Here is a 25,035-nt window from a genome sequence, read left to right as displayed (position 1 = left end):
GAGGCTTGCTACCGGCGGCGCTTCGGCTTCTCCTCCTCGTCCTCGTCCTCGTCATCCTCCCCAAAGCTGGGCATGGTGAACATCGACGAGAGCAAGTCCTTGAACTGCGCGCCGGCCGTGAGGCGGTTGCGCGAAATCAAGCTGTGCTCGCTCAGGCCGTGGAGCAGGAATTCCATAAGGAAGTACGTGTGCTCTGGCGTTTCCTTGGGGTGCAGCTCGGTCACGATGTCGCGCAGGCCGGGCACCAGGTCGAGGACGGCGCGATAGTCCTCTGTCGAAGCATCGTGCAGCAAATCCAGGGTGTAGCCGTTACCGAACCACTCCTGAATGGCCTTGTAGGGCGAAGGGCGGTTCTTGAGCTTCTTGGACTTGTCGGGGTCGGGGAAGTATTGCAGGAACAGCGTGCGGATGGCCTTACCCATCAGCTTCTCGGCCACGATGCCGGCTCCCTCCTGCTCGCCCTCATACACCAGCTCCACCTTGCCGGTCACGGCGGGCACGGCCGAAATAAAGTCGCCCAATCGTACGTAGGTGTTGGCTTCACCGTTCACCAGCGCCCGGCGCTCGGCCCCCGCAATCACCTGCTCGTAGGCCGAGATGGTGAGGCGGGCCGACACACCCGACTTGGCGTCCACGAACTCGGAGCCGCGGGCTTCCACGGCCACCTGCTCCACCAGGTCGTGGATAATTTCGTTGCTCGTCACCATGCCCTTCTGCTCGTCCTTGATGCGGGCTTCCTGCTTGGTGATGCGCTTGCCGATTTCAATCGACTTGGGGTAGTGCGTGATAATCTGGGCGTCAATCCGGTCCTTGAGCGGCGTCACGATGGAGCCCCGGTTGGTATAATCCTCCGGGTTGGCCGTGAACACAAACTGAATATCCAGCGGCAGCCGCACTTTGAAACCACGAATCTGAATATCGCCCTCCTGCAGAATATTAAACAGCGACACCTGAATGCGCGCCTGCAAATCGGGCAATTCGTTAATCACGAAAATGCCCCGGTGCGCCCGCGGAATCAGCCCGAAGTGAATCACCCGCTCGTCGGAATACGGCAGTTTCAGCGTGGCCGCTTTGATGGGGTCGGCGTCGCCGATGAGGTCGGCTACGCTCACGTCGGGCGTGGCCAGCTTCTCGGTGTAACGCTCGTTGCGGTGCATCCACGTCACGGGCGTGTCATCGCCGTGCTCGGCAATGAGGTTTTTGGCGAACACCGACAGCGGCTGCAGCGGGTCGTCATTCAGCTCGGCGCCAGCCACCACGGGCATGTACTCATCCAGCAGGTTGATGAGCAGGCGCGCGATGCGGGTTTTGGCCTGGCCGCGCAAGCCGAGCAGGTTGATGTGGTGCCCGGCCAGAATGGCGCGCTGCAATTCTGGAATTACGGTTTCGTCGTAGCCGAAAATTCCGGGAAAGACGTCTTCTTTCAGCCGAAGCTTCCGAATCAGGTTCTCCCGCAATTCGGCCTTAACCGTGCGGGATTTGTAGCCAGACTTTTTCAGCTGACCGAGGGTGGTGATGTGTTGCAAATGATTGGTTGGAAGCTGGTCTTGGGCCATGAAGGGGGTTAAGTATCATCCTGAACAGCGCGAAAGACCTTATCACGTCCGCGTTGTTCGCATTATGAGAGCTGACAAAAACAACCGTGATAAGATGCTTCCTTGGTCAGCAGAACAGAAAAGTGCGGTTTACAGCGTCTTGCGCCGGTTCTTTTTGTAATCCTCGAACACCAGGTGGCCCAGCCCTTTCAGGCCCGAGTAGTAAGCCTTGCCCTGGTTCACCTCCGTGAATTCCTCCACGAATTTCTGCAAATACGGGTCGGAGGTAATCATGAACGTGGTGATGGGGATTTTGACGCGGCGGGCGGCGGCGGCCAGGTTCAGGGTCTTGTTCACCACTTTGCGGTCGAGGCCGAAGGAGTTTTTATAATAGCCGCCGGCTTCCTTCAGGCAAGTGGGCTTGCCGTCGGTAATCATGAATATTTGCTTGTTGGGCGTTTTGCGCTTGCGAAGCAGGTCCATGGCCAGTTCCAGACCGGCCACGGTATTGGTGTGGTACGGGCCTACCTGCAGATAGGGCAAGTCCTTGATTTCAATCTGCCAGGCATCGTTGCCGAACACGATGACGTCGAGAAAATCCTTAGGGTATTTCTGCTTTACCAGCTCGGCCAGGGCCATGGCCACTTTCTTGGCCGGCGTGATGCGGTCCTCGCCGTAGAGTATCATCGAGTGCGAGATGTCAATCATCAGCACGGTGCTGGTCTGCGACTTATGCTCGTTTTCGCGCACTTCCAGGTCGCCTTCGGTCAGCATGAAGTCATCGCCCTCCATGCCGTGGTTGAGCTGGGCATTGCGGATGGATTCGGTCATCTGAATCGACTCCAGCGAATCGCCGAAGCGGAATTCGCGCAGGTCGGTGCTCTGCTCGTCGCCCTGGCCGGTGTGGGGCGTGCGGTGGTTGCCGGTGTTGCTCTTTTTGAGCTTGCCAAAAATCTCCTCCAGCGCACTCTTACGAATGCCCTGCTCGGTTTTGGGCGTAATCTTAAATTCGCCCTTGGCCTGCTCATTCTCATCGATGTAACCCTTTTTCTTCAGGTCGTCGATGAAGTTGCCCATGCCGTACTGGTCGTCGGTGAGGCCGTACTGCTTGTCGAGCTCATTGAGCCATTGTAGGGCCTCGCCTACATCGCCGGAAGTGATGGTAACGAGCTGCATGAACAGCTTAAACAAGGACTCAAAGCCCTTTTCGGGCTGGTCTTCGGGAACAAAATCGCGGAATCGGAAGCCAACGGCCATAATATTCTTCTTTCAGGATAGGCCCGGAAAACAACGGCGGCGCGGGCAATGTTCATTTCGGAGTAGCGCGAAGCTCCAGCTTCGCGTCCCGGCCGCCGCGCCCGGATTATGTGCAACGACATGCGAAGCTGGAGCTTCGCGCTACGCCCCACCATGAAAGCCATTTGGAATAACACCGTCATTGCCGAGAGCAATGATACCGTCGTTGTTGAAAACAACCACTATTTCCCCGCCGATTCCATCAAAAAGGAGTTTTTTGAGGACAGCATCGCCCAAACTTCCTGCCCTTGGAAAGGCCGCGCCAGCTACTACTCACTGAAGGTGAACGGCGAGCAAAACAAAGACGCCGCTTGGTACTACCCCGAACCCAAAGACGCAGCCAAGGAAATCAAAGGCCGCATAGCCTTCTGGAAGGGCGTGAAAGTAGAGAAATAAACGCCGCGCAATCGGTGATTATACTCGTCACGAAATGGTTTGTGAAAATCAAGGGAGTGTAGAGACGCAACATTTTGCGTCTCGTCGCTGAACGGCTCGCGCTGGAATCGTTCAGCCAAGGCATTTCCCTCAAGCAAAAACGCCTGTTTTCCGATTGGAAAACAGGCGTTTTTCGTTTTATCACTCGTTATGAAATCCACTTGAACTTGTATTCCAGCTTGGGCACGGGCATGCGGTCGGCCACGCGGCGCAGGCGGCTGGGCAGGGCCATGATGTAGTCGCGGGCCTTCTCAGCCTGACCGGTGAGGCCACCCATCTTCTCAATTTTCCAATCGTGGATAAGCGAGTCGAGAATGTCGGTGTAGTCGGAGCTGGTGTACACGCCCAGGCGCTGGGCGGCATCGGTGAAATGGCCGAAAGTCTTGCCCATTTCAATACCCATTTCGCGCATATAGTGGGCGGGCATCACAATTTTCTTGCGCATCATGTCTTCGAAGGCCAGCATCATTTCGCTGGGGTCGACTTCGAAAATTTTCTCCACAAACGTCTTGTACACGCGGGCGTGGCGGTTTTCGTCGCCGGCAATCATGCCGCAGATTTTAGAGAGCTGGTCGTCGCCGGCGGTGCGGGCCAACTGGCCCACGCGGCGGTGGGAAATGTTAGTGGCCTGCTCCTGATAGCTCGTGTACACAAAGGCGCGGTACGGGTCGCGAGCCGTCCCGAGGTCGAAACCGTCGTTGATGAGGTAATGGGTGCTCACTTCGAACTCGCGCATATTCACGCGGCCCGAGAGGTAGAGGTAGCGGTTGAGCAGGTCGCCGTGGCGGTTTTCCTCGGCTGTCCAGCCCCGAATCCACTCGGCCCAGCCGTTGTCGCGGTCCCGGTTCAGGTTGTCGAGCTCGTGGAACCAGGCTTCGTAGTTGGGCAGGGCTTCCTCGGTGATGGTGTCGCCGATGAGCACGGCTAGCAAGTCGTAGCTGAGGTTGCCGGCGCGTTCGCGCAACACTTTTACCTCGTCGAAAAAATTATCCTGGCGCGAATCCGGCAAGTAATCGGCGGGTTGCCAACTGTCTTCCACGCTTTTGAGGAAGGTGCCCATATTAGATTTCAGGAAGCCTTCCATGTGCTGGAGGACTTCGCCGCGGGCGGTCATAGTGGAGGACGGAAGCATAGGGCGGGATATAAAAGCGAGAGTAATTAATGAAGAAACGCTTTTACCACAACAAAGGTCTGCGGTATTAGTACGGACCGGGGTATAAGATTATGGCATTATTACAACCAAACAGGCCAATTGGCCCACTGCTAGAGCGTTGGCACCACCCGCACGTGATACACGCGCACCGTAGAGTCCGGGCCTTCCAGCAAGTGGCCAGCGCTGGGGTACAGCAGTAGCCGCGAGCCCTCGTTGAAGCTGAACCGTCGGCTGAGCCAAGTGGCTGTTTCGGGAGTGAGCACCCATAGTGGCTGAGGCTGAGGGCCGGACGACGGACGCTGCGCGAAGCGGCGCAGGCACTCGGTTTGGTCGGGGGTGCCGCTTAACGCCTGGCGCAAGCGGACCTGTGAGACATCGTGCGAAGGCCAGCCGGTGAGCTGCAGGACCGCGCCGGGGCCGGGAGCATAAGTTTGAAAAGGTGAGAGGCTTTTCAGCAAATCGTTGGTGCCAGCCATGATGCGGATGCGGCCAGCCCCGAGCCGGTTGATGGTTTGCAGGGCTAATTCGTGGCGGGCCCGCTCCTGCCCCAGCACCTGACGGCGATGCAGGGTTTTGGCCCCGTATAGCAACAGAACCAGCGTAGCCACCGCAACCAATAGCGGGTTCCGGCGGGCACCGTTGTGCCGGATAATTTCCGCTGGATTATTAACCAGCAAGAATGCCAGATTGGTCAGGAGCCAGAACACCAGCAGCGGCAGCTCCAGCCGGGGCGGGAGCTTGAGCACACCCGCAAACAGCACGAATACCCCGGCAAAACCCAACTGCACCACCCAAAACCAGGCGGAGCGGCCACGGCGGCGCAGCCACACACCGGCGGTAGCCACGAGGGCCAGCAGCAACGGAAAGTAGTCGCGCACCAGCAACCCGGCCCGTAACCACAGCTTGGCCGGCACTTCGCGCCCCCAGAAATCGGGGGCATCGAAAACGTAGGCCCGGCGGCAGAGGGCTTCATTTACGACGGTAGAATCGCCCATCATCCACAAAGCCACGGCGGCGGTGCCCAAGCTGTCGGCCGGGGTGCGGGGCTGCGGGCGCAGTTGGTCGAAGTCCAGAATGCGGGCGAAATAGCCGTCGAGTACCTGAGTGTGCATTTCGGTGGGGGTGCGCAGAAAAGCGGCAGTTCCGGTGGCTACGGCCAATACCAAAGCCGCGCTGAGCAGCAGGGGCGCGGCGCGGCGTAGGCCACCAGCCAGCAGCAGTGCCGCCGGCAGCGTGGCCCCAAAGCCCAGTACGGCCAGACTGGGCCGCATCAGCCAAACAGCTCCCAGCCCACCCAGCCCCACCAGCAGCGGGACTAACCGCCCCGGTCGTTGCGAAGCAAATAGTACCGAAGCCCCCGCCAGCAGCAGCGCCACCCGCACGTAGCTGAACAGCAACCAGTTTTCGAGTAGCGCCACTCCAAAAAAGCCTGCGAGAACCAAGGCCAGCGGCCAGGGTCTTAGGGACGGCCGCAACACGCGGTCGAGCACGGCCAGCAGCATTACCGTAGCAGCTGCCAGCGACGCACTCAGCAGGAGGCCAAACCACGCCACCCCCGGCCAGGCCGTGTAAGCCGCCGCCAGCACCCGCCCGAAGCCGCGAAAGTACAGCGGTAGCGAAGTCACCGGCTTCAGGGCCAGCACTCCCGAGAAAAGCCAGGCGATGGACGTGTCATCGCTGGCTTCGTAGTAGCTGCCTAAGCCCGCCACGGTAGCCAGCACCAACCCGATGGGCAGCAGCACCACGCGGGCGAAAATGGCTGAACGAGTATGGTGCGGCACAATAAATAATCAGGAGATAAAAATGCCCGCTTACAGCAGCTTCCAGGTTTGCATATTTTTTTTGAACAGAATTAAAAATCAGAAGTCTGATACCCAATTTTTTAATTTTTAATTCTTCCTTTTTAATTCCGTTCACGGGGCCCAAAAGCGCATTTCTAACGAAATTCGGGTGGCGTCGTCATTCAGGTTAGCGGCGGCCCCGTGCAGCAGATAAGGCGAAAAAACCAGCACTTCGTCGGGGCCGGGATTGGGCCGAATGATTTGCAGCGGGCGCACCGGGCGCAACACCCCCGGCACGGTATAAAGCACGCCGTGGTAAATGGCCCCGCCCTCGGTGCGCTCCACCATGTTTTCGGGCCAGTGGTGACTGCCCGGCACCAGCGTGAGCGATGAGCGGGCCGTGCTCCCGGCCACGGGCAAATAAATGTTAAGGGCATCGTGGTAGCGGGGCAGCCAAGCGTCACGGTGCAGCGGGTTTTGGTCGGCCCGGTTGGGGCGCACAATGCGCAAGTGGAATACCGCCTCCCGGGCATGCGGATTGTGAGCCCGCACGGGCTGGCCGCAGGCCGCGCTCACCAGGCCTTCGAGCAGCGCCGGAGCAATGGGCAGGCGGCTCAGGTCGTAGGATTTGGTTTGGGCGATGACGGCCAGGTGACGGGCCGGGTCATCGCCAACGGCATGGTGATAGTGAGTGATGTCGAAATCGGACGCAACGGAGCAGCCCGCGGCGCGCAGGGCCTCGCGCAGCAGCTCGGCCAAACCAGCCTGCAGCATCTGCTGAATTGGGGCAGGAAGGCCCGGCACCACGGCATAACCGACTTTTGCCCACGCGGCGCGCGCCGTGAGGTCGGTAGCCTGGGCCAGCAGCACTTGCGCGTCAGCGGTGCTTTTGGCGGCTCCTTCTACCTGGTAGGCCACGCGCTGCCCGTTGAGGTCGAGCTGGTTGAAGGGTTCGGCATCGGCCGAGGGGTCGGGAGGTGTCATGGGGCTGCGAAGCCAACGGGGCTTCGGGTAGTTTGCTCAAAATTACTTGCTAATCCTGGCAAACAAGCGGCTCCAGGTTGCGAGGGCCTGGTCGACCAGCGTGGGGCGGGCGGCCTGGCGCAGCAGCCCGAACAGCGCCCACACCTCGGTATGCCGATGACGACGCATGGCCTGGCGCAGCTCCCACCGCAAACGGGTGGCCAGGGCGGCGTGCTCGGCGGGCGTGCGGGCCAGCGCTAGGGCTTTTTCGCATACCCAAATGGTGGACGTCAGGTAAGGGTCGTGGCGGCGGTAGGCCTTGGCGCTCATGCTGCGCGGGTGCTTGCGCTTGCGGGTCGTCACGATATCCAGGTACACGAACTGCCATTCCCGACTGGCCCGCACCCAGAAATCGAAGTCCTCGTAGGCCAGGGTTTCGTCGTAGCCGCCCAACTGGGCCAGGCAGGCCCGGCGCATCATCATGGTGGGCGTGCTGATGAAGTAGCGCCGCAGCACCTCGGCAAATACCCAGCCACTGGCGGGCGGCGGCAGCAGCCCGCCGTGGCCATCGGGACGGTGGTGCAGGCCCAACAGCTGGCCATCCTCAGCTATCAATTCGGCATTTGAATACACCATGCCCACCGTGGAATCAGCTTGCTGAATAGCGGCCACCTGCTGCGCCACCCGCTCGGGCAGCAACACGTCATCGGTGGCAAAATCAATCAGGAACTCGCCCTGGCTTTGCCGAAAAGCCAGGTTGAAGGCGCGGCAGTTACCCACGTTTTCGCTGAGCAATAGCAGGTGCCAGGTGGGGTACCGGGCAGCGTATTCGCGCAGAATGGCGGGGCTATCGTCAGTACTGGCATCGTCCACGAGCCACACTTCCAGGTGCGAATAAGTTTGAGCCAGAATAGAATCCAGGGCCTCGCGCAGAAACGGCGCGTGGTTGTGGCACAGCGCCACGATGGTGACGAGCGGCGCGGTGGTTGGTGAAGAATTAAGAACGAGAAATGAAAAGTCGGGCATGGGCAATAATGGCGAATGAAACGATGAAAGTTTTCATTGTTCACTCTTCATTCCTGTAATAATAAACCCCGCAGCCCAGCAGCAGCAAGCCGTAGCGCCCGGCATGGGCCAGCACCGCGCCCGCCAAGCCGAAGCGGGGTAGCGCCAGCGCCAGCAGCGCCGCGAACACCGCCGCCGACGCAGCCTGCACAGCGATATAGGGCCCCGTGCGTGCCCGGGCCGTGAGCTGAAAGATGAACACCCAGCTTAGAAACTTGGCCCAGTCGCCGAGCAGCTGCGGGGCCAGAAACTCCCGCGCCCCCAGCAGCTGCGGCGCAAACAGCAGCGGCAACAACCAGTTTCGGCAGGCAAAAATCAGCCCCAGGCCCACTGCCAATACCGGAGCCAGCAGCCCCAGCACGCCCCGCAGATAAGCCCGCGCCGCCCGGGGCTGCCCGGCCAGCGCCGCCAGCCGAGGGTAAAACACGCTGCTCATCACGGCCGCAAATACCATGGTGTAGTTGTCGGAGAGCTTGGCCACGGCCTGCCACAGGTCGGTGCGAGACGGGCCATACGTCTGCAACAGATATCCGCGCAGCACAAAATCCACAGCTTTTCCAAACAGCAGCGTGCTCACCGCCATGAGCAGGAACTGGCCCAGCCCGCGCAGCGCCGCCCGGCTCACGGGCGCGGCCAGCCGCAGGTGCCGCAGCAGGCCCGCCCGGGCCGCCAGCCCCAGCGCCGGCAGCAGCGTGAGACCCTGGGCCAGCAGGTAGGCCAGCAGCACAGAATTGAGCTGCCAGCCCTGCCACAACGCCCCCGCCACGGCCCCCGTGCCCAACCCGGCCACCAACACCGACAAACCAATGTAGGCCCGCAAGCGCCCGGCGGCCAACAGCGCGGCTCCCAGCAGCGTTTGTCCCGTGAGCATGGCTATGCCAATAAGCAATGCTGCCAGGCTACCGGCGTTCCAGCCCGGCAGGCCCCGGGCGGCCAGCACCGCGCCCCCCGCCACCAGCGCCGCTAGGTTCAGCACGGCGGCCGCGCCCAGCCACAGGCGGTAGCGCGGGCTGCCGGGCCGCAGCGGCGCGAGGTACTTCACCACGCCTACGTGCACGCCATCATTGGGCAGGGCCGTGAGCAGCGCCATCAGGTTTTGGAACTGGGCCAGCAGCGTGAGGCCACCGGCCGGCGCGTAGGTAGCAAACAGCTTGTTCACGACCAACGCCCCCGCGGCCCGGGCTACCACGGCTACCCCCGTCCCCATCGAGCCGCGCACGAAGCTCCGCCAGATGGGCGGCGGGCTGGCAGGCTGAAGAACGGGTGGCGTATCGGACATGGACGGCAAAGAACGGATAACTCCTTTCTTACAGCGCCCGCTCCCAACTCAGGCGCAGGCCGGCCACGCCGCCCAGGTGCCGCTTGAAGCGCAGCAGCGAAGCATTGGGGCCGGTATCCAGGGTAGAGGTACCGAGGTCGAGCACGGCCAGGTCGCTGGCCCGGGCGAAGGCGTGCAGGCCTTCGTTGAGCATGACCACCGGGCTAAAAGCGTTGCAGCGCAGCGGGCTGGCGGGGTAGAAGTTATAGAGCACCCGCTCGCTCACCCGAATAGCTACCGTGAGGGCCGCCCACGCGCCATCGGGCTGGCGCACCGAAAACAGGAAATGCTCGCGCGGAAATCGTTGAAACAGTTCCTGCACCCGCGCCAAGGACAACGACAGCGCCTGCCCCCGCTCCTGCCGGCACGCCTCGATAAACGCATAAGCGGCGGGCAGCAGAAACGGCGGCTCCTGCTCGAAGTGCAGGCCGTGGCGGCGGCACTTGTGCAGCCGCCGCCGCTCCGACGGGTGCAGGTGGGTTTCGTAGTCGCGGGCTGGGTCGAGGTAGTAGTTCTGCTCGGCCAGGGCCACGCGGTAGCCGCGCTGGCGCAGGGTTTCGGCCAGGGTGGCGGCCCCGGCCGGGTCGTAAGCAAAGGGGTAGCTTCGTAATAAAAAGCGCTGCATGCCGCGCCCGGCCAGCTCCCTTTCGGCGGCGTCCAGCAGCTGGTGCAGCCCCATTGGCGGCAAGCCCGTTGCCAGCTGCACCGCGCCAAAAGGGGCCTGCACGGGGCTTTGAGCGACTTTATCCTGATTATCAAGGACTATGTATAGCTGCGCTACGGTGCGGCCGCTCACCGCTTCTTCCAGATAAAAGCTCAGCACCGGGCCGCCGTGGGGGGCCAGGGCCTGGTGCTCGGGGCGCAGGTATAAAAATGGCTCAAAGGCCAGCGGCAGTTGCGGCGGCACTGGTCCGGCCGGCCCGCTTTCGGCCATGCGCACCGCGAAGGCGCTGGCCCCGGGCACTGCCCCAGCAACAACTGAAGAATCCGTACTTTTCAAACCGTAATTTCGTGGCCCTGCCGGCAAAGTACGGCACGGAACGGCCGGCGACCATGTCGCGGACCCCTAATGACTGTTGGCGCGGCATCTTCGACTTCCTGCTATGCGTAGGGAGCGAGGTTGCGCTTTTGTTTTCGTTTTCTTCTCTAACTGCATGAATCCGCTCAGTTCCCCACCCTCAGAAGCGCCCAACCGCTCGCCGGCCCTGGCCGACAGCGAAGGCTCCGTGGGCTACACTGTCATCGACCGCGAAGCCACCCGGCAGGCGCGGGAGCAACAGGTGGGCCAGCGCCCCGGCACCCTCAACGTGCGCGAAGGAGCCCTAAAGCCCCGGCTGTTCCTCATATCGTACAGCGAAGCATCCTTTGAGGAGGATGAATACACGGACCGCTACGATGAGCTGATTACGCAGCTGCGCGACCACCCCGACCTCAAGCACTGGATTGACGTGCGCGGCTACGGCGACCTGGCCCTGATGGAGCAGCTGATGCAGGATTTCGGCCTGCACCCGCTGCAAATGGAAGACGTGCTCAACGACTACCAGCGCGCCAAGATGGAGGTATTCGACGACCACCGCCTGTTCATGGTGTCGCGCATGACCGATTTCACCCGCAACTTTGAAATCGACGACGACCAGCTGTCCATCTTCACCGGCCCTAACTACGTTCTCTCCTTTCAGGACGATTACGACGACTGTCTCGACTCGCTGCGGGTGCGCATCCGGGCCAATTTCAGCACCCTGCGCCGCCGCCCGGTGCTGTACCTGGCCTACGCCCTCACCGATGTGGTGCTCGACCACTACTACCCCACCATGGCCGCCATCGGCGACTACATTGAGGAGTTGGAGGAAGCCATCTTTGCCGATAAACGGCCGCGCCGGCTGCTGAATCGCATTCTGCGCATCAAGAAAGACGTGGTGCGGTTTCGCCGCCTGGTGTACCCGGAGCGCGATAAAATAGCGGAAGTCCTGCGCCTGCCCGAAGAGGTGATGCCCGAAGAGCTAAAAATCTTCTACCGCGACGCTTACGACCACGCCATTCAGGCCCTGGACCTGGCCGAAAGCTACCGCGATAACATCTCCTCCCTCACCGACCTATATATGTCGGACCAGGGCAACCGCATGAACGAAGTGATGAAAGTGCTGACCATGATTAGCACCATTTTCATCCCGCTCAGCTTCGTGGTGGGCCTCTACGGCATGAATTTCCAGCGCGAAAACCCCGATGGCACCGTCAACCATCTCAACATGCCCGAGCTGTATCAGCCCTGGGGCTACCCGCTGGTGGTGGGCGTGATGGTGCTGGTGGTCATCATGCAGTTCGTGTACTTCTTCCGTAAAGGCTGGCTTACTAATCGGTAGGCAGCAGCGGTGCCCCTTTTTGAAATGTCCCGGCCACCCCGCCGGGACTTTTTTTTTTGCGCCGGACGGAGCCACGATGACGATTTCTACAGCCGCCAGCGTCGGCTAACTATTCAGCAACTGCGCGTTAACTTGCCGTGCTGCTATTCTGCTATATCCGTCTCATTCGCTTGTCCGTTTTTTCCGTTCAGCTTTTTCATTCCCCCCATGACCGACGACCAGCTCGTTGCCCGCCGCATTGCCGAAATCGCGGGCTTTGCCGATGAATATCCCGGCGCGGTCATCATCCTCAGCGGCGATGCCCGCCGGGTGCTCTACATGTCGGCCCGGGGCCTGCGCGAGTTGGGCGCGACCCTGCCCGAGCTCACAGCCCTGGGCGAAGAATACTACGCCCGCTACTTCAACCCCGACGAGGCGCACGAGTACGTGCCCAAAGTGGTAGAGTTACTGGAGCGCAACGACTTGACCCACACCGTCACGTTCTTTCAACAAGTGCGCACCGGGCCGGGCCGCGCGTTTGTGTGGCACCTGAGCACGGCCCGCCTCCTGGCCCAGAACGCCACCGGCCAGCCCCTGCTGGTTATCTGCTTCTCCGCGCCCATCGACCCCAAAAGCCACATTACCGCCAAGGTGCAGCGCCTGCTTGATGAAAACACCTTTCTGCGCGAGAACTCAGCCACCTTCGCTAACCTCACCACCCGCGAGCGCGAGGTGCTGGGCTGCCTGGCCCTGGGCCACAGCTCGCCCGAGATTGCGGCGGCCTTCAATATCTCGTCCCAAACCGCCGATACCCACCGCCGCAACATCCGTCAGAAGCTGGGGGCCACCAGCAGCTTCGATTTGGGGCAGTATGCCCGGGCATTTAACTTGATTTGAAGGGCCGCGCCCTGCCGGATGGCACTTCCTCACCGTAGCGGCGGCCGATGCCCCCGTTACAACCCCACTTTCAGTTCGGTACGACGCAGCTCGCGGCCCACGATGCGCACCAATTGGTAAGTGTCGGTGGTGGCATCGTAGCTCATCCCGATGCCGGTGCCGGTGCTGGGCAAGGAAGCGCCACCCAGCAGATTGCCCTTGTTCTCGTAGATGAAAACCTGGCCCGGCCCAGTTTCCGTGACGGCTACCATGCGCCGCCCATTGCCAAAGTCGAAGAGCTGCACGGGTTTGGTGCCCGAAGTCACGAAGCGCTGGGTGAACAGCGGAGCGGCTTGGGTGGGCAGGTACACATCGAGCTGGTTGCCATCTTCGCGGGTCAGCACGAAGCTGCGGCCACGCAAATCGGGCACCAGCCGGAAGCGAGCGGTGCGGCTCCAGGTGGCCACCCGGCGGCGCGTGAGCACGTCACCGCTCAGCGTGAACGTCACCAGCTCGCCGTGCTGGTTCACCATCGTGAGGCGCGAGCGCGTGAGCGTGCTGCCGGCCTGCACCAGCAGGCCGCCGGCCAGCCGCGCCCCCAAACTCAGCGGGAAACCCGGAAACAGGTTGCCCTTGCCATCGAACGCGTACACGTAGCCGTTTTGCAGGGGCACCACCACCACATCGCGGCCGTTGATGCTGAGTATGGCGGGCGCGCCCGCCAGCGGAAAATCGAGCCGCTTGGGCTGCCAGCCGGGAAACAGCCGGCCCTGGGCATCGAGCAGCAGCAGGTCGTTGCCGGCCGTCACGGCCAGCAGACGGGCGGGGGCATCGGGGCCGGCAGCAGCGGCCAGCAGCTTGGTTACGCGCACGGTATCGGGCAGGTGCAGCGGAAAGGGCAGTACGTCGCGGCCATCGTTGCCCAACAGGTGCAGCAAGCTGCCCTCACCCAGCAGCAGGCCTCCCGGCAAGCGGCCGGCGGCCGGCAGCAAGCTCAGGCCCACCGCCGGCCCGGCCAGCGTGTCAGACCACAGCACGGTGTTATCTGCCGTGACGTAGTGCAGGGTATTGGCCGAATCCTGCACCACTATGGACGGAATGCGGGTGCCCGCCGCCGCGAGCAGCGTGGGCTGCCCCACCAACAATTGCTTGAAGGCCAGCACCCGGCCATTGGCCATGGCGCTGCCGGCCTGGGCCACGGCCGGCCCCAGGTCGGGGTGTCGCAGCAGCAGTTGGGTAAAGTACTGCGCTTCGGGGGCGGCCTCGTTATCGGCGGGCACCAGCTGCAGGGCAATTTGCGGGAAGCGCTTGAACAGCGCTTCGTTGCGCAACAGGCCCGCCCGGCGCTCCTCGGTGAGCACACCCAGCAGGGCGTTCCAGCTGTTGCGCGTATCTATAATTATGCTCAGGCGGGCCCGGGGTAGGGTTTCCTGCAAAAAAGACACCTGCGCAGGCGTTTGGGCCCAAGTGCGACTGGCCACCACATCGGCCAGATAGCCGTTCAGGGTCTGTTCATCGGACAACACCAAGTAGTTACCCACCAGCACGCCCGCATTGGCGCGGGCCTCAACCACCTGGGGCCCGGCAGTGGCCAGCAGCGGCCCCAGCACGGCTGCCTCCGAGAAGCCCACGGGGTGGATTTCGTAAGCGCCTACTTTGGTGAACGCCGGCGAGTTGCCCTCGATTCGGCGCAGGCGGGCCAGCCACTGCGCGGTGCGGGCCGGGGCCGGACACTGCACCAAGGCCAGGCGGCCGGGCCGGCTGCCCGCCGCCGGGGCCGCCAAATAGGCCACCGCCATTTCACCGCCGAAGGTGGCCCGCAGGCTGTCGAGCGCCGCTTCGCGACCCAACGAATCCGTTAGCGAGCGGCCGGGCCGGGGCCAGGTGCGGGCGGGGTCGGCGGCCAGGTGCAGCAGCATCGCGGTGCGGGTGCTGAGCAAACTCATCAGGCCCAGCGGCCGGGCTGGCTGGCCACGCAGCCGCTGCTGTAAGGTGCCGTTGGCCGTTTCCGGGTTTGAAAATCCCTGCATTTGCAAGCGGCTGCCGGCCAGCTTCACCCCCAGCAAACCCTGCGATACCAGGCCGGTAAGTTGGTCGAACTGCCCGTGCATTTCGGGCCGGAACAGCACGTCGAGAAACTGCGGCAGTCGGCGGTAATTAATTAGCAGCGAGGCATCAACCCCGCGCTGCTTCAACAAATCAATGGAGTTGAACACGGCCAGTACGGTGGGCTGTTCGGGGCGCGCCAGCCGGCGCACCACCGCCTCCACCAGCCCGGCGTTGGCGCTTATCAGCAAGTGGTTGCGGTAGTTGAGCACCGTAATGCTCTTTTCGGTGCGCTGCTCGGTGAGCACGCTGAACTCCTGGCCTTCATAGTCGCGGATACTGAGGCGGTAGCGCGGGTCCCGGCCCAGGGTTTCGAGCAGGCCGCGTACCTGTCGGTACTCGCTCACGCGGCGCAGCGGCACCTGGTACAGCACATCGAATTCGCCCGGCCCGGTCACGTGCACCGAGGTAATGACCAGCTTGCGGCCCAGGAGATTAACGAGGGTGTTGCGGCGGCGGGCACTGCCCCCGGCAATGCTATCGGCCAGGGCGAGGTGGCCGGCGGCTTGCTGGGCGTAGCGCACGGCCGTGAGGTTGTCCCAAAGCTCGGTTTCCTGCAAGTGCCGTACCAGGGCGGGATGGTCGTGGGTGCTGAGAACCAGCACGGCATCATCGGGCACCAGGGCGTAGGGGTCCAAGGGCACGGCCGCCAGGGTGCGCCGGTAATAGACAAAAGTGGCCAGCGCGAGTAACAGTAGCAGCGCCGTGAGTAACGCCAGAAGCTTTCGGGACATTGCGAAGGGAAGCGGATGACGGGTGACGAAAGTACGGCGCAGGTCCCGGTTGACGGGATACAGAACGGCAAGCTCCCCTCCTTTTTTAAGGAGGGGATGTTCGAGCCGAAGGCTCGGACGGGGGTGGTTGCGGTCGTTGAACGGCTCGCGGCTGCTTTGCCTGTACGAATCGTTCGGGTGTCGTGCAACGACTTCACCACCCCCGTCCGAGCCTTCGGCTCGAACATCCCCTCCTTAAAAAAGGAGGGGAGCTTACCGCTCATCCTCAACCACCAACCCGCCGTAACTTGCCGCTACACCCCGCCCCTGCCGCCCGCCCATGAAACCCCGGCCCGCCCTTCTCCTCTTCCAAGCTGCCTGCGGGCTGGCGCTGCTGGCCCTGCCGGCCTGCTTTCAACTGCGCGAGCCCGAGCCTTCGGTCACGGCCAGCGAATGGATTCAGCCCACCCAGATTGACATTCTGCTGGCCAATTTCAGCACCGCGGTGCAGCGCGTGAACGTGGCCAACTACGAGCGCACTTTCAGCGGCCCCGACTACCGTTTCGTACCCGACCCCACCAGTGCCGGGTCCGCACCCGGCCTGTTTGCCAACTGGAGCGTGCCCGAAGAAACCACGTACTTCAGCAGCCTGCGCCGCCGCTCGGCCCTCACCGTTTCGAACACCCTCCTGCTCACCGACCGCCGCGACCAGCTTTACACCGCCGATTCGGTGGAGGTATCGGCCCGCTACCAGCTGCGCATTACCCAGCAGGACACGGCGTTTCGCGCCGGACTGCTCCAGGGCAACATTCGCCTCATTCTGCGCCGCCGCAACAACGAGTGGCGCATCATTGCCTGGCGCGACCAGCGCACCGGCCCCGGCCTGTGCTGGACGGATTTAAAGAAGTACTTCATCTCGCACTGACGCTTTGCTTCAACCAGGGAATTATCATCCTGAGCAGAGCCAAGGAGCTTGCCACGCCTACGACGTTGCAATTAGTGCCAACTGCTCATGCTTGACAAGGTCCTTCGCTTTGCTCAGGATGACAAACCTTTTTTTCTCATTTTTCAGTAAGCGAAGCGTATATTTCGCCTCATGAATCTGCCGCCGCGCCTGTCATTTCCTGTTGTGCTGCTCGGTGGCATTGGGCTGCTGCTCACGGTGCCTGCCTGCAATCCCTTCGCGCCGGCGCTCGATGAGGTACCCACCGACCAAAACCAATTGCTGGGCAACCCCGTCACCGTGCGCGGCTTTTTCGACCGGTTTCGGGCTTCGTACCAACTGCGCGACTCCACGCTCTACGGGCAGCTGCTGGCCCCGAAGTTTCGCTTCACCTACCGCGACTTCGCCGCCAACGTGGACCGCTCCTGGACCCGCGACGTGGACGCCAATACCACCTACCGCCTGTTTCGGGCCGCCCGCTCCACCAACTTGCAGTGGACACAGTACCTGCCCAGCTCCGACACAATTTCGTCGGACACGCTGGCCAGCGTGGAACGCTCGTTCCTGCTCACCATTGAGCAGCGCGACAACGTGCGGTTCTCCGGCTCGGGCACGGCCCGGCTGGTGCTGGTGCGCAAAAATCGCAACGACCCCTGGCGCATGCGCAGCTGGTATGACCGGAGCGAGTTTTAGCTGGCAGGGTTTTCCTGATTCCACAGCCCCCCTTTTTACCTGATTTTCCGCTTTGAAACCCGGGCCCGCCTCTCGTAGCGGGCCTTTGCGTTTTCTTTGGCAAAAATCTCCATTTACAATATGACCGAACCTCAACCCTCACAACCCCATTTCCAACGGGCCATCACGCTTTTCGATGCCATTATGCTCGTCACGGGCAGCATGATTGGCTCGGGTATTTTCATCGTTTCGGCCGATATATCGCGGCAGGTGGGCAGCGCCGGCTGGCTGCTGGTGGTGTGGCTGCTCACCGGATTCATCACCATGGCCGGGGCCATCAGCTACGGCGAGCTGGCCAGCATGTTCCCCAAGGTGGGTGGGCAGTACGTGTATTTGCGCGAGGCCTTCGGGCGGCTCACGGCCTTTCTGTATGGCTGGACGCTGTTTCTCGTTATTCAGACCGGCGTGATTGCGGCCGTGGCCGTGGCCTTCGCCAAGTTTACGGGCGTGCTGGTGCCGTTTTTCAGTGTTAAGAACCTGCTGTTCAAAGCCGGCAGCTTCGAATTCAGCAGCGTGCAGCTGTTGGCCATCATCCTCATCATCGGCATCACGGCGCTCAATGCGCAGGGCGTGCGCACCGGTAAGCTCATCCAGAACGTGCTGGGCAGCACCAAGCTCATTGCCCTGGCGCTGCTCATCATCTTTGGCGTGGCGCTGGGCATGAACCACGACGCCATCGCGGCCAACTTTGCCGACCTCTGGACCGCCACGCGCTACCCCGCACCCGGCGTGAGCGCCGCCCCGCTGGCCATTGGCGGCGGCGGCCTGGTTATCGCCATTGGCATGGCCATGACCGGCTCGCTGTTTTCCTCCGATTCGTGGAACAACATCGGCTTCGCGGGCGAAGAAATCCAGAACCCGGAGCGCACGCTGGTGCGCAGCATGGCCATCGGCACGGCCATCGTCACGCTCCTCTACATCCTCATCAACGTGGTGTACCTGCTGGTGCTGCCCCTGCACGGCTCGCCGGAAGCCACTACCGTGGCCGGGCGCGGCATTCAGTACGCTACCGATGACCGGGTGGCCACGGCCGTAGCCGAATCGGTGCTGGGCGCGCCCGGCGCTTACATCATGGCCGTGCTCATCATGCTCAGCACGTTTGGAGCGAACAACGGCATCATCCTCAGCGGCTCACGGGCCTATTTCGCCATGGCCAAGGATGGGCTATTCTTCCCGAGCCTGGCCCGCCTGAACGGGGCTGGCGTGCCCGGCCGCGCCCTCTGGGCCCAGTGCCTGTGGGCCTGCCTGCTCTGCCTGAGCGGCTCCTACGGCCAGCTGCTCAATTACGTGATGTTTGCCGTTATCCTGTTTTACGTCGTCACCATCATTGGCATTTTCGTGCTGCGCCGCACCCGGCCCGAGACTCCGCGCCCCTACCGCGCCTGGGGCTATCCGGTGGTGCCGGGCCTCTATATTTTGCTGGCTTCGGCGTTCTGCGTCATCCTGCTCATCGCGCCCGACACGGCCGAATTCTCGCGCCGGGGCTTGGGCCTGGTAGCGTTGGGCCTGCCGGTCTACTTCCTGTTTGGCCGGCGCTTCGGCAGCAAAGCGTAAATAGTGATTAATGGTTAGTGCTCAGTGATTAATGACTGTTATCCAGGATACCAGCACAAGAAAGGGCCTCCCAATGCGGGAGGCCCTTTCTTGTGCTGGTAACGGAGCAATCTGCCGGTTTACCGCCAACCACTAACCGCTAATCACTAATTAGCGGCGCTTGCGGCCGGCTTTGACGCGGGGCGTGAGGGTTACGTTCACGGGCTGGATACCACGGCTGCGCACTACTTCGTCGTCGTAGCCGCCGTAACCATACATGAGCGTATTGTCGGTGCCGGCCGGGACTTCCAAACTGTAATTGCCGTTGGCATCGGTGCTGGTAGCTTTGTTGCTGCCTTTAAGCATCACGGTAGCACCCACCATGGGGCGGCCGTTCTCGTCCTCAATCTTACCCGACATCGTCACGTTGGTGGGAGCGGCGGGTTCGGGGGCGGCCACTGGCGCAGCGGCGGCCGGCTCGGGAGCCGCCGAAGCTGGTGCCGCCGCCGGAGCGGCCACCGCCACCGCCACTGGAGCGACGCTAGTAGCCACGGGGCGGGTCACGGTAATTTTGGTAGCTACTTTTTCGTCTTTCTCGTCGTCGGCACTGGCGGCGACGGGAGCGGCTTTGAGTCCCGCGGCAATGCTATCGGCGGCGGTGGGGGAAGTGGCTGTCACGGCAGCGTCATCGAGCATAAAGCTCGGCGTTACCGATGTCAGACCGCCCTCGTTACCATTGCCCTTGGGGAGTGCCACGTAGCCAACTACCAACACCAATAAGCCTGCTATCAGGATATAAAGCAGCTTATTGTTACCGCCCGAGGCCACTTCTTCGTCCTGCGCATCGAGGTTTGGGTCGTACTGCTCATCGGATACTTCGGGTAGATTTTCTGATTTCATTTGATTATAATAAAGGAGTGGTACGGGTTAATTAAGAGGCTACTAAAACGATTTATTCCTAAAAGCCACCTAAGCAAATAGGTTGTGCAAGTTAAGCTTTTGTAGCGTTATCTGCATTGCCTTCCTGATTTTTCTTGCCATGCCGGGTTACCCATACTTTCCGAAAGCAAGAGCGGGGCTGGAGTCCAAAGCAAATTGCTTCAAACTCCGGCCCCGCTGCCAGGTTCTGGTTGCTTTCTGGTTGCCGCAGTAGCGGCTATTCCTCGGTGGGCACTTCGCCGCTAATGGCCAGTGGTGGGCCACTGAGGGACTTATCGCCAAACTTCTGTTCGCGGGTGCGCAGGTTGTGGTCGAGCTCGTAGCTGCCTTCTACTTCAAAGCCCGGGCCCTGGGCCTGCTCCCCGGCGTTGGTGTGGTCGTTGCCGCCCTGGGGGGTACTCTCGGAACCGCCAATGTGCAGGTTGTCGAGCTGGTCTTTCTGGTTGTTGCGCTGGGTGTAGCCGTTGGCCCCGGTGTTGCGGGCCGCGCTGGGGTCGTTTGAAGACTTGCCATTGCTTTGGTCCTGTTTGTACTGCTTTTGCTTCTCAAGCTCCTCGTTTTCTGGGAAGCCCTTATTTTCTGTAATGTCGGCGTGCTCGCCTTCGCTGGGCGAGGTGCCATTGCCGGAAATATCATCAGGTATCATAGTCAGGAGGAAAATGAGTGAGAATACGTAGTTGATAAGCTTACGCATCCCCCACTTTTCCGTTACGCTGGCCTGTTCCCTGCCACTGCGCCAGCCTTTACTTGGAAAGCAACGCGGCCACGCTGCTGGGCGGGAGCTTCTGGTCGTTCAGGCTCCAATTGCAGGGGCAGTATTCTTGGCGAATTTTGTTCACGTACATCAACCCCGAACTGCTGCGGGCGCTGAAATCGGCATCATACCACTTGAGGCAGCAAGTATATTATTAGTCGGCCACATCGGCTTTGGCCACGTCGAAGGCCGCAATTTTTACCTGCTACTTCTGATTGTTCAGTGCCCAGTCATACACGTAATAATCAACGGCATAAGTGGCCGGAATGGCTTTGCCCTCCCGGAACTGATTGACGTAGGCCACCCCGGTTTTGCCACTGGCCTTGAAGTCGGCTTCGTACCACTTAAAAATCTGCGAGAGCTGCACTTTGCCCGCTTTATTGTCGACGCGGATGAACGTGGGGTCTTGCAGCACTTTGCGCGCCTGAGTGGTCAGCTGGGCATCGAGCTGGGTGGCGGCGTAGGCCGTGCGGCTGAGACGGGGGCAGCCTTTGGCACCGCACACCAGGGCAAAATGCACGCGTGGGTCGGCGTAGGGCTGGCGCAGCTTTTTGGCTTCGAGGTCGTTGAGGGTCAGCTTCTCACCAGCCACGCTCACCAGATTTTTATCGAAGAAGCCCGGCACTTTTTGCACCGACTCCAGCGGGTAGCGCGCCACTACTTCGCCGATAACCAGCAGGTTGTAGGCGTTGAGGTAGAACGCTTCGCGCTCGGCAGGCCTGGCGGCGGCGGCATTGAAGGTTTCGACGCGGCGCAGCAACGCCTTCAGCTCGACCGGGTTGCGCTTGATAGCGGCATAGTTCACATTACCTTCGGCATTCACGTACTTCGCCAGGAAGGTGCTGGTGCCCGCCGACAGGCTGGGCGTGGGTGGGACATCGGCGTGCGCCAGTACGGGCACGGCCAGCAAATAGCAGGACAGGAAGCGACGTAGGTGAGAAACAAGTGGCATTGGGACGGCGAAATAGAATGAAGGCACGGTGTAAGGCTGTCGCGGTGGCGAGTCTACCAGCACCCTGCCGGCACAAACGTAACGCCCGGCCCCGTTGGATTGTGCCGGCCCCGCCTACATTTGACAATTAGCTTATTTACTTCCTGATTCATGCACCTGGTCATCATCGGCAACGGCATCACCGGAATTACGTGTGCGCTGGCCGTGCGCCGGCTGCAGCCCGCCGCCCGCATCACCATCGTATCGAGCGAAAGCGCGCACCACTACGCGCGCACCGCGCTGATGTACGTGTACATGGGCCACCTGCGCGCCCAGGACATCAAGCCCTACGGCGACTGGTTTTGGGATGAAAACCGCCTGAGCCTGGTGCACGCCACCGCCGACATCCTCAACACGACCGAAAAGCTCATAACGCTCGGCAACGGCAGCACCCTCACCTACGACCAGCTACTGCTGGCCACCGGCTCCGAAAGCCGGCGCTACGGCTGGCCCGGCCAGCACCTGGCCGGCGTGCAGGGCCTCTACAACCTGCCCGACCTGGAAGCCATGGCCCGCGACACCCACGGCATCAGCCGGGGCGTGGTGGTGGGCGGCGGCCTCATCGGGGTCGAGCTGGCCGAGATGCTGCACACCCGCGGCATCGAGCCCGTGGTGCTGGTGCGCGAGGCCCGCTACTGGAGCGTGGTGCTGCCCCCCGAAGAAGCCAACCTGGTAGACCGCCAGTTCAAAGAAAACCACGTGCCCGTGCGCTACAACACCGAGCTACGTGAGATTCTGGGCGACTCCCAGGGCCGCGTGCGCGCCATAGTGACCACCGCCGGCGAGGAAATCCTCTGCCAATGGGTGGGGCTGGCCATAGGCGTCACGCCCAACCTCACGCTGGCCAACACGTCAACCATCGAAACCGACCGGGGAATCCTGGTCGATGAGTGCTTGCGCACCAGCGTGCCCGGCGTGTACGCGGCCGGCGACTGCGCCCAGCACCGCCAGCCCGCCGCCGGGGAACTACCCATCGAGCAGCTTTGGTACACCGGCCGGATGCAAGGCGAAACCGTGGCCCACAGCATTTGCGGGCAGCCCATGCCGTATCGGCGCGGCATCTGGTTCAATTCGGCCAAGTTCTTCAACCTCGAATACCAGACCTACGGCCAGGCCCCGGCCGAACCCACCGTTGGCATCAGCAGCTTCTACTGGGAGCACCCCAGTGGACGGGTGGCCCTGCGCATCTATTTCGGTAGTACTGCGCCGCACGCCGTGACGGGCTTCAACGCGCTGGGCCTGCGCCTGCGCCAGGCCGTGTGCGAGAACTGGATTAGGGAACAGGCAGCGGTGGGCACGGTAGTCGCTCACCTGGGCGCGGCTAACTTTGACCCCGAGTTTTTCCCGCAGCATGAGAAGGCCGTCGTGGCTGATTTCAACCGCCAGTTTCCCGCGCTGGCGGTGGCACTAAAGCAGCGTAAAGGCCTGTTTTCAATTAAAAATTAAAGAGCAAGAATTGAAAATCCGCTAAACAGTCTTTAAAAAACTGTTTAAGAAGTAGTCAAGATTAAATTAGAACGTCATGCTGAGCGTAGCCGAGGCATCTCGCCCGCTTCGTATGAGCGGTTCAATGAAGTAGGCGAGATGCTTCGGCTGCGCTCAGCATGACGTGCTTTCGACTCCCTGAATAGTCTTTAAAGCTTTTGGACAGGGTTCCCAACAACCTGTTCAGATTTCAATGACCGCCGCATTATTTGTTCTTCTTAATTTTTAATTCCACATTTATAATTCCCCCTCTCCTCTTGGACTTCTCCAAACTATACCGCCCATCGGCCCTCAACAGCTTTCAGTTCATTGCCCTCACCGGCCTGCTGATGAGCGCCGGAGCTCACCTAATCCTGCACTTTGCCGTAGGCCACGCCCCCACCGGCTTCAATTGGCTGTATGTGTGCTGGACGGCTTTTTACGTCGGTGGCTCGCTTCTTAATCTGTTCGGCAAGCCCGATGAGCCCCATGACCACCACCATTAGGAGCCGGAATCCAAGACCGTCATGCTGGACGTAGTACAGCATGATTTATAGTGTATAATCCCCTGCTATTCTGCTTCCATGACTGCTGCCCCTGTACTTACCGCTCCGCCCCTGCCAGCAACTTCCCCGGCCGAAAAGCTGACCCTGGCCGTGGTAGCCGGTGGCCTGCTGGCCCTGCTCCTGGCCCTGGCCGATGCCAACCCGGGACGCCAGACAACCTGGTTTTACCTGGCGCTAGGCCTTATAAGCGCCGGCACGCTGGCCTGGAGCTGGCTGAAATACGGCCAGCACCCCGCTGGGGTGCAGCAAAACAACCTCTGGCTGCGGGACAGCACCGGGCGCGGAGCCATCGCCTGGGTCACCGGCCTGGTGCTCACCGGTTTCTACGTGGTGCTGTACTGGTTCAGCAACAACGACGGCCAGGGTAATTTCGGCCCGCTCAACAACCTGGTGCACTCACTCGACGGCTTCAGTCAGTGGCTGCGCGCCAGGCCCGCCGACCAGTGGTTTCTCTACGGCACGTTTTACACCCTGGCGATACTGCTAATGGGGGGCCGGGCCCTCTGGAAATACCGGCAGTCGCGCTACCAGCTTATCCGCACCGCTTCGGTCATGTTTTTTCAGCTGGGCTTTGCTTTCCTCATTCCCGGAGTGCTGCAGTTTTTTCAGCAACCGGAGTATTATTTCACTTATTTCTGGCCCCTGAAATACGACTACTTATTTCCGGGCACCGTCACGGCACTGGTCAAAGACGGCGGACTGGGCGTATTCATGGTGTTTTGGGGGGGCATGATGTCGTTGTTGGCCACGCCGGTGCTCACCTACTTCCTGGGTAAGCGCTGGTACTGCTCCTGGGTGTGCGGCTGCGGTGGCCTGGCCGAAACCGCCGGCGACCCCTACCGCCACCTCTCCGACAAGAGCCGCACCGCCTGGCGCTGGGAAGTGCGCATTATCTACACCGTGCTGGGCGCAATAATTATCATCACGGCGTTGCTCTGGACGCATTTTGCCACCGGCGGCACCCTCCTCGGCGCGGCCGGCACCGTGGCCGCCAAAGGGTACGGCTTCGCCATCGGGGCCGTTTTTTCGGGTGTGATTGGCGTTGGGTTTTACCCCCTGATGGGTTCGCGGGTGTGGTGCCGGTTTGGCTGCCCCATGGCGGCCTACCTGGGCCTGCTGCAAAAGCACTTCTCCCGCTTCCGCATCAGCACCAACGGCGCGCAATGCATTTCCTGCGGCAACTGCTCCAACGTGTGCGAAATGGGCATCGATGTGCAGCAGTACGCCCAGCGCGGCGAGCCCATCATCCGGGCCTCGTGCGTGGGCTGCGGCATGTGCAGCACGGCTTGCCCCCGCGGCGTACTCAACCTGGAGAATGGCCCGCGTGAAGGCCGGTATCAAGCCTCGCCGCTTATTCACGCCGACTCGCTGCGGATTTTGAGTTGAGTGGAGTTGTGTGCCTGCATAATTGAATTTTAGCGGTAATATAAAGTTTAATGGGCGCCGAACTCGTCTAGATTCCGTCCCTTCACATGAACTGTGTTAAAAATTAAGGGGTGAGGGTGAGTTTTGAGCTAAAATCAGCTTGATAGG

The 25,035-nt window shown here is 61.5% G+C and carries 21 protein-coding genes; 9 read left to right on the top strand and 12 right to left on the bottom strand.

The window, feature by feature from the left end; translation table 11 throughout:
• Positions 1-8 precede the first annotated feature (8 nt).
• Together IEW17_RS02115 and IEW17_RS02110 are read right to left on the bottom strand one after the other, a co-directional pair.
• The gene (locus tag IEW17_RS02115; protein WP_188560369.1) at positions 9-1,556 is read right to left on the bottom strand and encodes a sigma 54-interacting transcriptional regulator; all 1,548 of its coding nucleotides are present in this window, start codon (positions 1,554-1,556) and stop codon (positions 9-11) included.
• Between the two features lie 129 nt (positions 1,557-1,685).
• Positions 1,686-2,792, bottom strand: a complete 1,107-nt coding sequence (locus IEW17_RS02110; RefSeq protein WP_188560368.1) for a vWA domain-containing protein — start codon at positions 2,790-2,792, stop codon at positions 1,686-1,688.
• 153 nt (positions 2,793-2,945) lie between these two features.
• Between IEW17_RS02110 and IEW17_RS02105 the strand changes: the two genes are divergently transcribed.
• Positions 2,946-3,227, top strand: coding sequence for a DUF427 domain-containing protein (locus IEW17_RS02105; protein WP_188560508.1), 282 nt, complete (start codon positions 2,946-2,948; stop codon positions 3,225-3,227).
• A 187-nt stretch (positions 3,228-3,414) separates the two neighbouring features.
• Here the strand turns inward: IEW17_RS02105 and IEW17_RS02100 are convergent, their stop codons facing one another.
• The 6 genes from IEW17_RS02100 to IEW17_RS02075 all read right to left on the bottom strand — a co-directional run bounded on the left by IEW17_RS02100 (position 3,415) and on the right by IEW17_RS02075 (position 10,510).
• Positions 3,415-4,398, bottom strand: coding sequence for an acyl-ACP desaturase (locus tag IEW17_RS02100; protein ID WP_188560367.1), 984 nt, complete (start codon positions 4,396-4,398; stop codon positions 3,415-3,417).
• Between the two features lie 131 nt (positions 4,399-4,529).
• On the bottom strand, positions 4,530-6,200 hold the full coding sequence (locus IEW17_RS02095) for a hypothetical protein (protein ID WP_188560366.1): 1,671 nt from the start codon (positions 6,198-6,200) through the stop codon (positions 4,530-4,532).
• 132 nt (positions 6,201-6,332) lie between these two features.
• Positions 6,333-7,184 (bottom strand): phytanoyl-CoA dioxygenase family protein, encoded by an 852-nt coding sequence (locus IEW17_RS02090; protein ID WP_188560365.1) that lies wholly within the window; start codon positions 7,182-7,184, stop codon positions 6,333-6,335.
• Positions 7,185-7,226: 42 nt separating this feature from the next.
• On the bottom strand, positions 7,227-8,189 hold the full coding sequence (locus IEW17_RS02085; protein ID WP_188560364.1) for a glycosyltransferase family 2 protein: 963 nt from the start codon (positions 8,187-8,189) through the stop codon (positions 7,227-7,229).
• 40 nt (positions 8,190-8,229) lie between these two features.
• Positions 8,230-9,507 (bottom strand): MATE family efflux transporter, encoded by a 1,278-nt coding sequence (locus IEW17_RS02080; RefSeq protein ID WP_188560363.1) that lies wholly within the window; start codon positions 9,505-9,507, stop codon positions 8,230-8,232.
• Positions 9,508-9,535: 28 nt separating this feature from the next.
• Positions 9,536-10,510, bottom strand: a complete 975-nt coding sequence (locus IEW17_RS02075; protein WP_188560362.1) for a hypothetical protein — start codon at positions 10,508-10,510, stop codon at positions 9,536-9,538.
• Positions 10,511-10,700: 190 nt separating this feature from the next.
• On the opposite strand from IEW17_RS02075, the gene corA reads away from it, so the two are divergent.
• Together corA and IEW17_RS02065 are read left to right on the top strand one after the other, a co-directional pair.
• Entirely contained in the window at positions 10,701-11,906 is a 1,206-nt protein-coding gene (corA, locus tag IEW17_RS02070; protein ID WP_188560361.1) for a magnesium/cobalt transporter CorA, read from the top strand.
• 207 nt (positions 11,907-12,113) lie between these two features.
• Positions 12,114-12,782 (top strand): helix-turn-helix transcriptional regulator, encoded by a 669-nt coding sequence (locus IEW17_RS02065; RefSeq protein WP_188560360.1) that lies wholly within the window; start codon positions 12,114-12,116, stop codon positions 12,780-12,782.
• A 56-nt stretch (positions 12,783-12,838) separates the two neighbouring features.
• On the opposite strand, the gene IEW17_RS02060 is transcribed toward IEW17_RS02065, so the two are convergent.
• Entirely contained in the window at positions 12,839-15,601 is a 2,763-nt protein-coding gene (locus tag IEW17_RS02060) for a hypothetical protein (RefSeq protein ID WP_188560359.1), read from the bottom strand.
• Positions 15,602-15,920: 319 nt separating this feature from the next.
• Here IEW17_RS02060 and IEW17_RS02055 point away from each other — a divergent pair, with 319 nt between their 5' ends.
• The 3 genes from IEW17_RS02055 to IEW17_RS02045 all read left to right on the top strand — a co-directional run bounded on the left by IEW17_RS02055 (position 15,921) and on the right by IEW17_RS02045 (position 18,809).
• Positions 15,921-16,505 carry a hypothetical protein gene (locus tag IEW17_RS02055; RefSeq protein ID WP_188560358.1) on the top strand — a complete coding sequence of 195 codons (585 nt, stop codon included), beginning with the start codon at positions 15,921-15,923 and terminating at the stop codon, positions 16,503-16,505.
• A 171-nt stretch (positions 16,506-16,676) separates the two neighbouring features.
• Positions 16,677-17,216 carry a hypothetical protein gene (locus IEW17_RS02050; RefSeq protein WP_188560357.1) on the top strand — a complete coding sequence of 180 codons (540 nt, stop codon included), beginning with the start codon at positions 16,677-16,679 and terminating at the stop codon, positions 17,214-17,216.
• 120 nt (positions 17,217-17,336) lie between these two features.
• The gene (locus tag IEW17_RS02045; RefSeq protein WP_188560356.1) at positions 17,337-18,809 is read left to right on the top strand and encodes an APC family permease; all 1,473 of its coding nucleotides are present in this window, start codon (positions 17,337-17,339) and stop codon (positions 18,807-18,809) included.
• A gap of 150 nt (positions 18,810-18,959) precedes the next feature.
• Here IEW17_RS02045 and IEW17_RS02040 read toward each other — a convergent pair whose 3' ends face one another.
• From IEW17_RS02040 to IEW17_RS02030, 3 genes are all read right to left on the bottom strand, one after another.
• Positions 18,960-19,688 (bottom strand): carboxypeptidase-like regulatory domain-containing protein, encoded by a 729-nt coding sequence (locus IEW17_RS02040; protein ID WP_188560355.1) that lies wholly within the window; start codon positions 19,686-19,688, stop codon positions 18,960-18,962.
• Between the two features lie 256 nt (positions 19,689-19,944).
• A complete protein-coding gene (locus IEW17_RS02035) occupies positions 19,945-20,373 on the bottom strand; it encodes a hypothetical protein (protein WP_229748757.1) in 429 nt (142 codons plus the stop codon).
• A 313-nt stretch (positions 20,374-20,686) separates the two neighbouring features.
• On the bottom strand, positions 20,687-21,433 hold the full coding sequence (locus IEW17_RS02030; RefSeq protein ID WP_188560353.1) for a DUF547 domain-containing protein: 747 nt from the start codon (positions 21,431-21,433) through the stop codon (positions 20,687-20,689).
• A gap of 150 nt (positions 21,434-21,583) precedes the next feature.
• On the opposite strand from IEW17_RS02030, the gene IEW17_RS02025 reads away from it, so the two are divergent.
• From IEW17_RS02025 to IEW17_RS02015, 3 genes are all read left to right on the top strand, one after another.
• Entirely contained in the window at positions 21,584-22,918 is a 1,335-nt protein-coding gene (locus tag IEW17_RS02025; RefSeq protein WP_188560352.1) for an NAD(P)/FAD-dependent oxidoreductase, read from the top strand.
• Between the two features lie 296 nt (positions 22,919-23,214).
• The gene (locus IEW17_RS02020; protein ID WP_188560351.1) at positions 23,215-23,442 is read left to right on the top strand and encodes a hypothetical protein; all 228 of its coding nucleotides are present in this window, start codon (positions 23,215-23,217) and stop codon (positions 23,440-23,442) included.
• 78 nt (positions 23,443-23,520) lie between these two features.
• A complete protein-coding gene (locus IEW17_RS02015; RefSeq protein ID WP_188560350.1) occupies positions 23,521-24,888 on the top strand; it encodes a 4Fe-4S binding protein in 1,368 nt (455 codons plus the stop codon).
• Positions 24,889-25,035 lie beyond the last annotated feature (147 nt).

Origin of the sequence: Hymenobacter frigidus (genome assembly GCF_014640435.1) — a bacterium.
GTDB classification, from domain to species: Bacteria; Bacteroidota; Bacteroidia; order Cytophagales; family Hymenobacteraceae; genus Hymenobacter; species Hymenobacter frigidus.
The sequence above is the reverse complement of the archived record's forward strand: the minus strand, read 5'-3'. Positions and strand labels throughout refer to the sequence as shown.

Excerpts from the sequence above, each read along its gene's own strand:
- IEW17_RS02115 (WP_188560369.1), bottom strand. The coding sequence starts at position 1,556 with ATGGCCCAAGACCAGCTTCCAACCAATCATTTGCAACACATCACCACC.
- IEW17_RS02110 (WP_188560368.1), bottom strand. The coding sequence starts at position 2,792 with ATGGCCGTTGGCTTCCGATTCCGCGATTTTGTTCCCGAAGACCAGCCC.
- IEW17_RS02105 (WP_188560508.1), top strand. The coding sequence starts at position 2,946 with ATGAAAGCCATTTGGAATAACACCGTCATTGCCGAGAGCAATGATACC.
- IEW17_RS02100 (WP_188560367.1), bottom strand. The coding sequence starts at position 4,398 with ATGCTTCCGTCCTCCACTATGACCGCCCGCGGCGAAGTCCTCCAGCAC.
- IEW17_RS02090 (WP_188560365.1), bottom strand. The coding sequence starts at position 7,184 with ATGACACCTCCCGACCCCTCGGCCGATGCCGAACCCTTCAACCAGCTC.
- IEW17_RS02085 (WP_188560364.1), bottom strand. The coding sequence starts at position 8,189 with ATGCCCGACTTTTCATTTCTCGTTCTTAATTCTTCACCAACCACCGCG.
- IEW17_RS02080 (WP_188560363.1), bottom strand. The coding sequence starts at position 9,507 with ATGTCCGATACGCCACCCGTTCTTCAGCCTGCCAGCCCGCCGCCCATC.
- corA (WP_188560361.1), top strand. The coding sequence starts at position 10,701 with ATGAATCCGCTCAGTTCCCCACCCTCAGAAGCGCCCAACCGCTCGCCG.
- IEW17_RS02065 (WP_188560360.1), top strand. The coding sequence starts at position 12,114 with ATGACCGACGACCAGCTCGTTGCCCGCCGCATTGCCGAAATCGCGGGC.
- IEW17_RS02060 (WP_188560359.1), bottom strand. The coding sequence starts at position 15,601 with ATGTCCCGAAAGCTTCTGGCGTTACTCACGGCGCTGCTACTGTTACTC.
- IEW17_RS02055 (WP_188560358.1), top strand. The coding sequence starts at position 15,921 with ATGAAACCCCGGCCCGCCCTTCTCCTCTTCCAAGCTGCCTGCGGGCTG.
- IEW17_RS02050 (WP_188560357.1), top strand. The coding sequence starts at position 16,677 with ATGAATCTGCCGCCGCGCCTGTCATTTCCTGTTGTGCTGCTCGGTGGC.
- IEW17_RS02045 (WP_188560356.1), top strand. The coding sequence starts at position 17,337 with ATGACCGAACCTCAACCCTCACAACCCCATTTCCAACGGGCCATCACG.
- IEW17_RS02040 (WP_188560355.1), bottom strand. The coding sequence starts at position 19,688 with ATGAAATCAGAAAATCTACCCGAAGTATCCGATGAGCAGTACGACCCA.
- IEW17_RS02035 (WP_229748757.1), bottom strand. The coding sequence starts at position 20,373 with ATGATACCTGATGATATTTCCGGCAATGGCACCTCGCCCAGCGAAGGC.
- IEW17_RS02030 (WP_188560353.1), bottom strand. The coding sequence starts at position 21,433 with ATGCCACTTGTTTCTCACCTACGTCGCTTCCTGTCCTGCTATTTGCTG.
- IEW17_RS02025 (WP_188560352.1), top strand. The coding sequence starts at position 21,584 with ATGCACCTGGTCATCATCGGCAACGGCATCACCGGAATTACGTGTGCG.
- IEW17_RS02015 (WP_188560350.1), top strand. The coding sequence starts at position 23,521 with ATGACTGCTGCCCCTGTACTTACCGCTCCGCCCCTGCCAGCAACTTCC.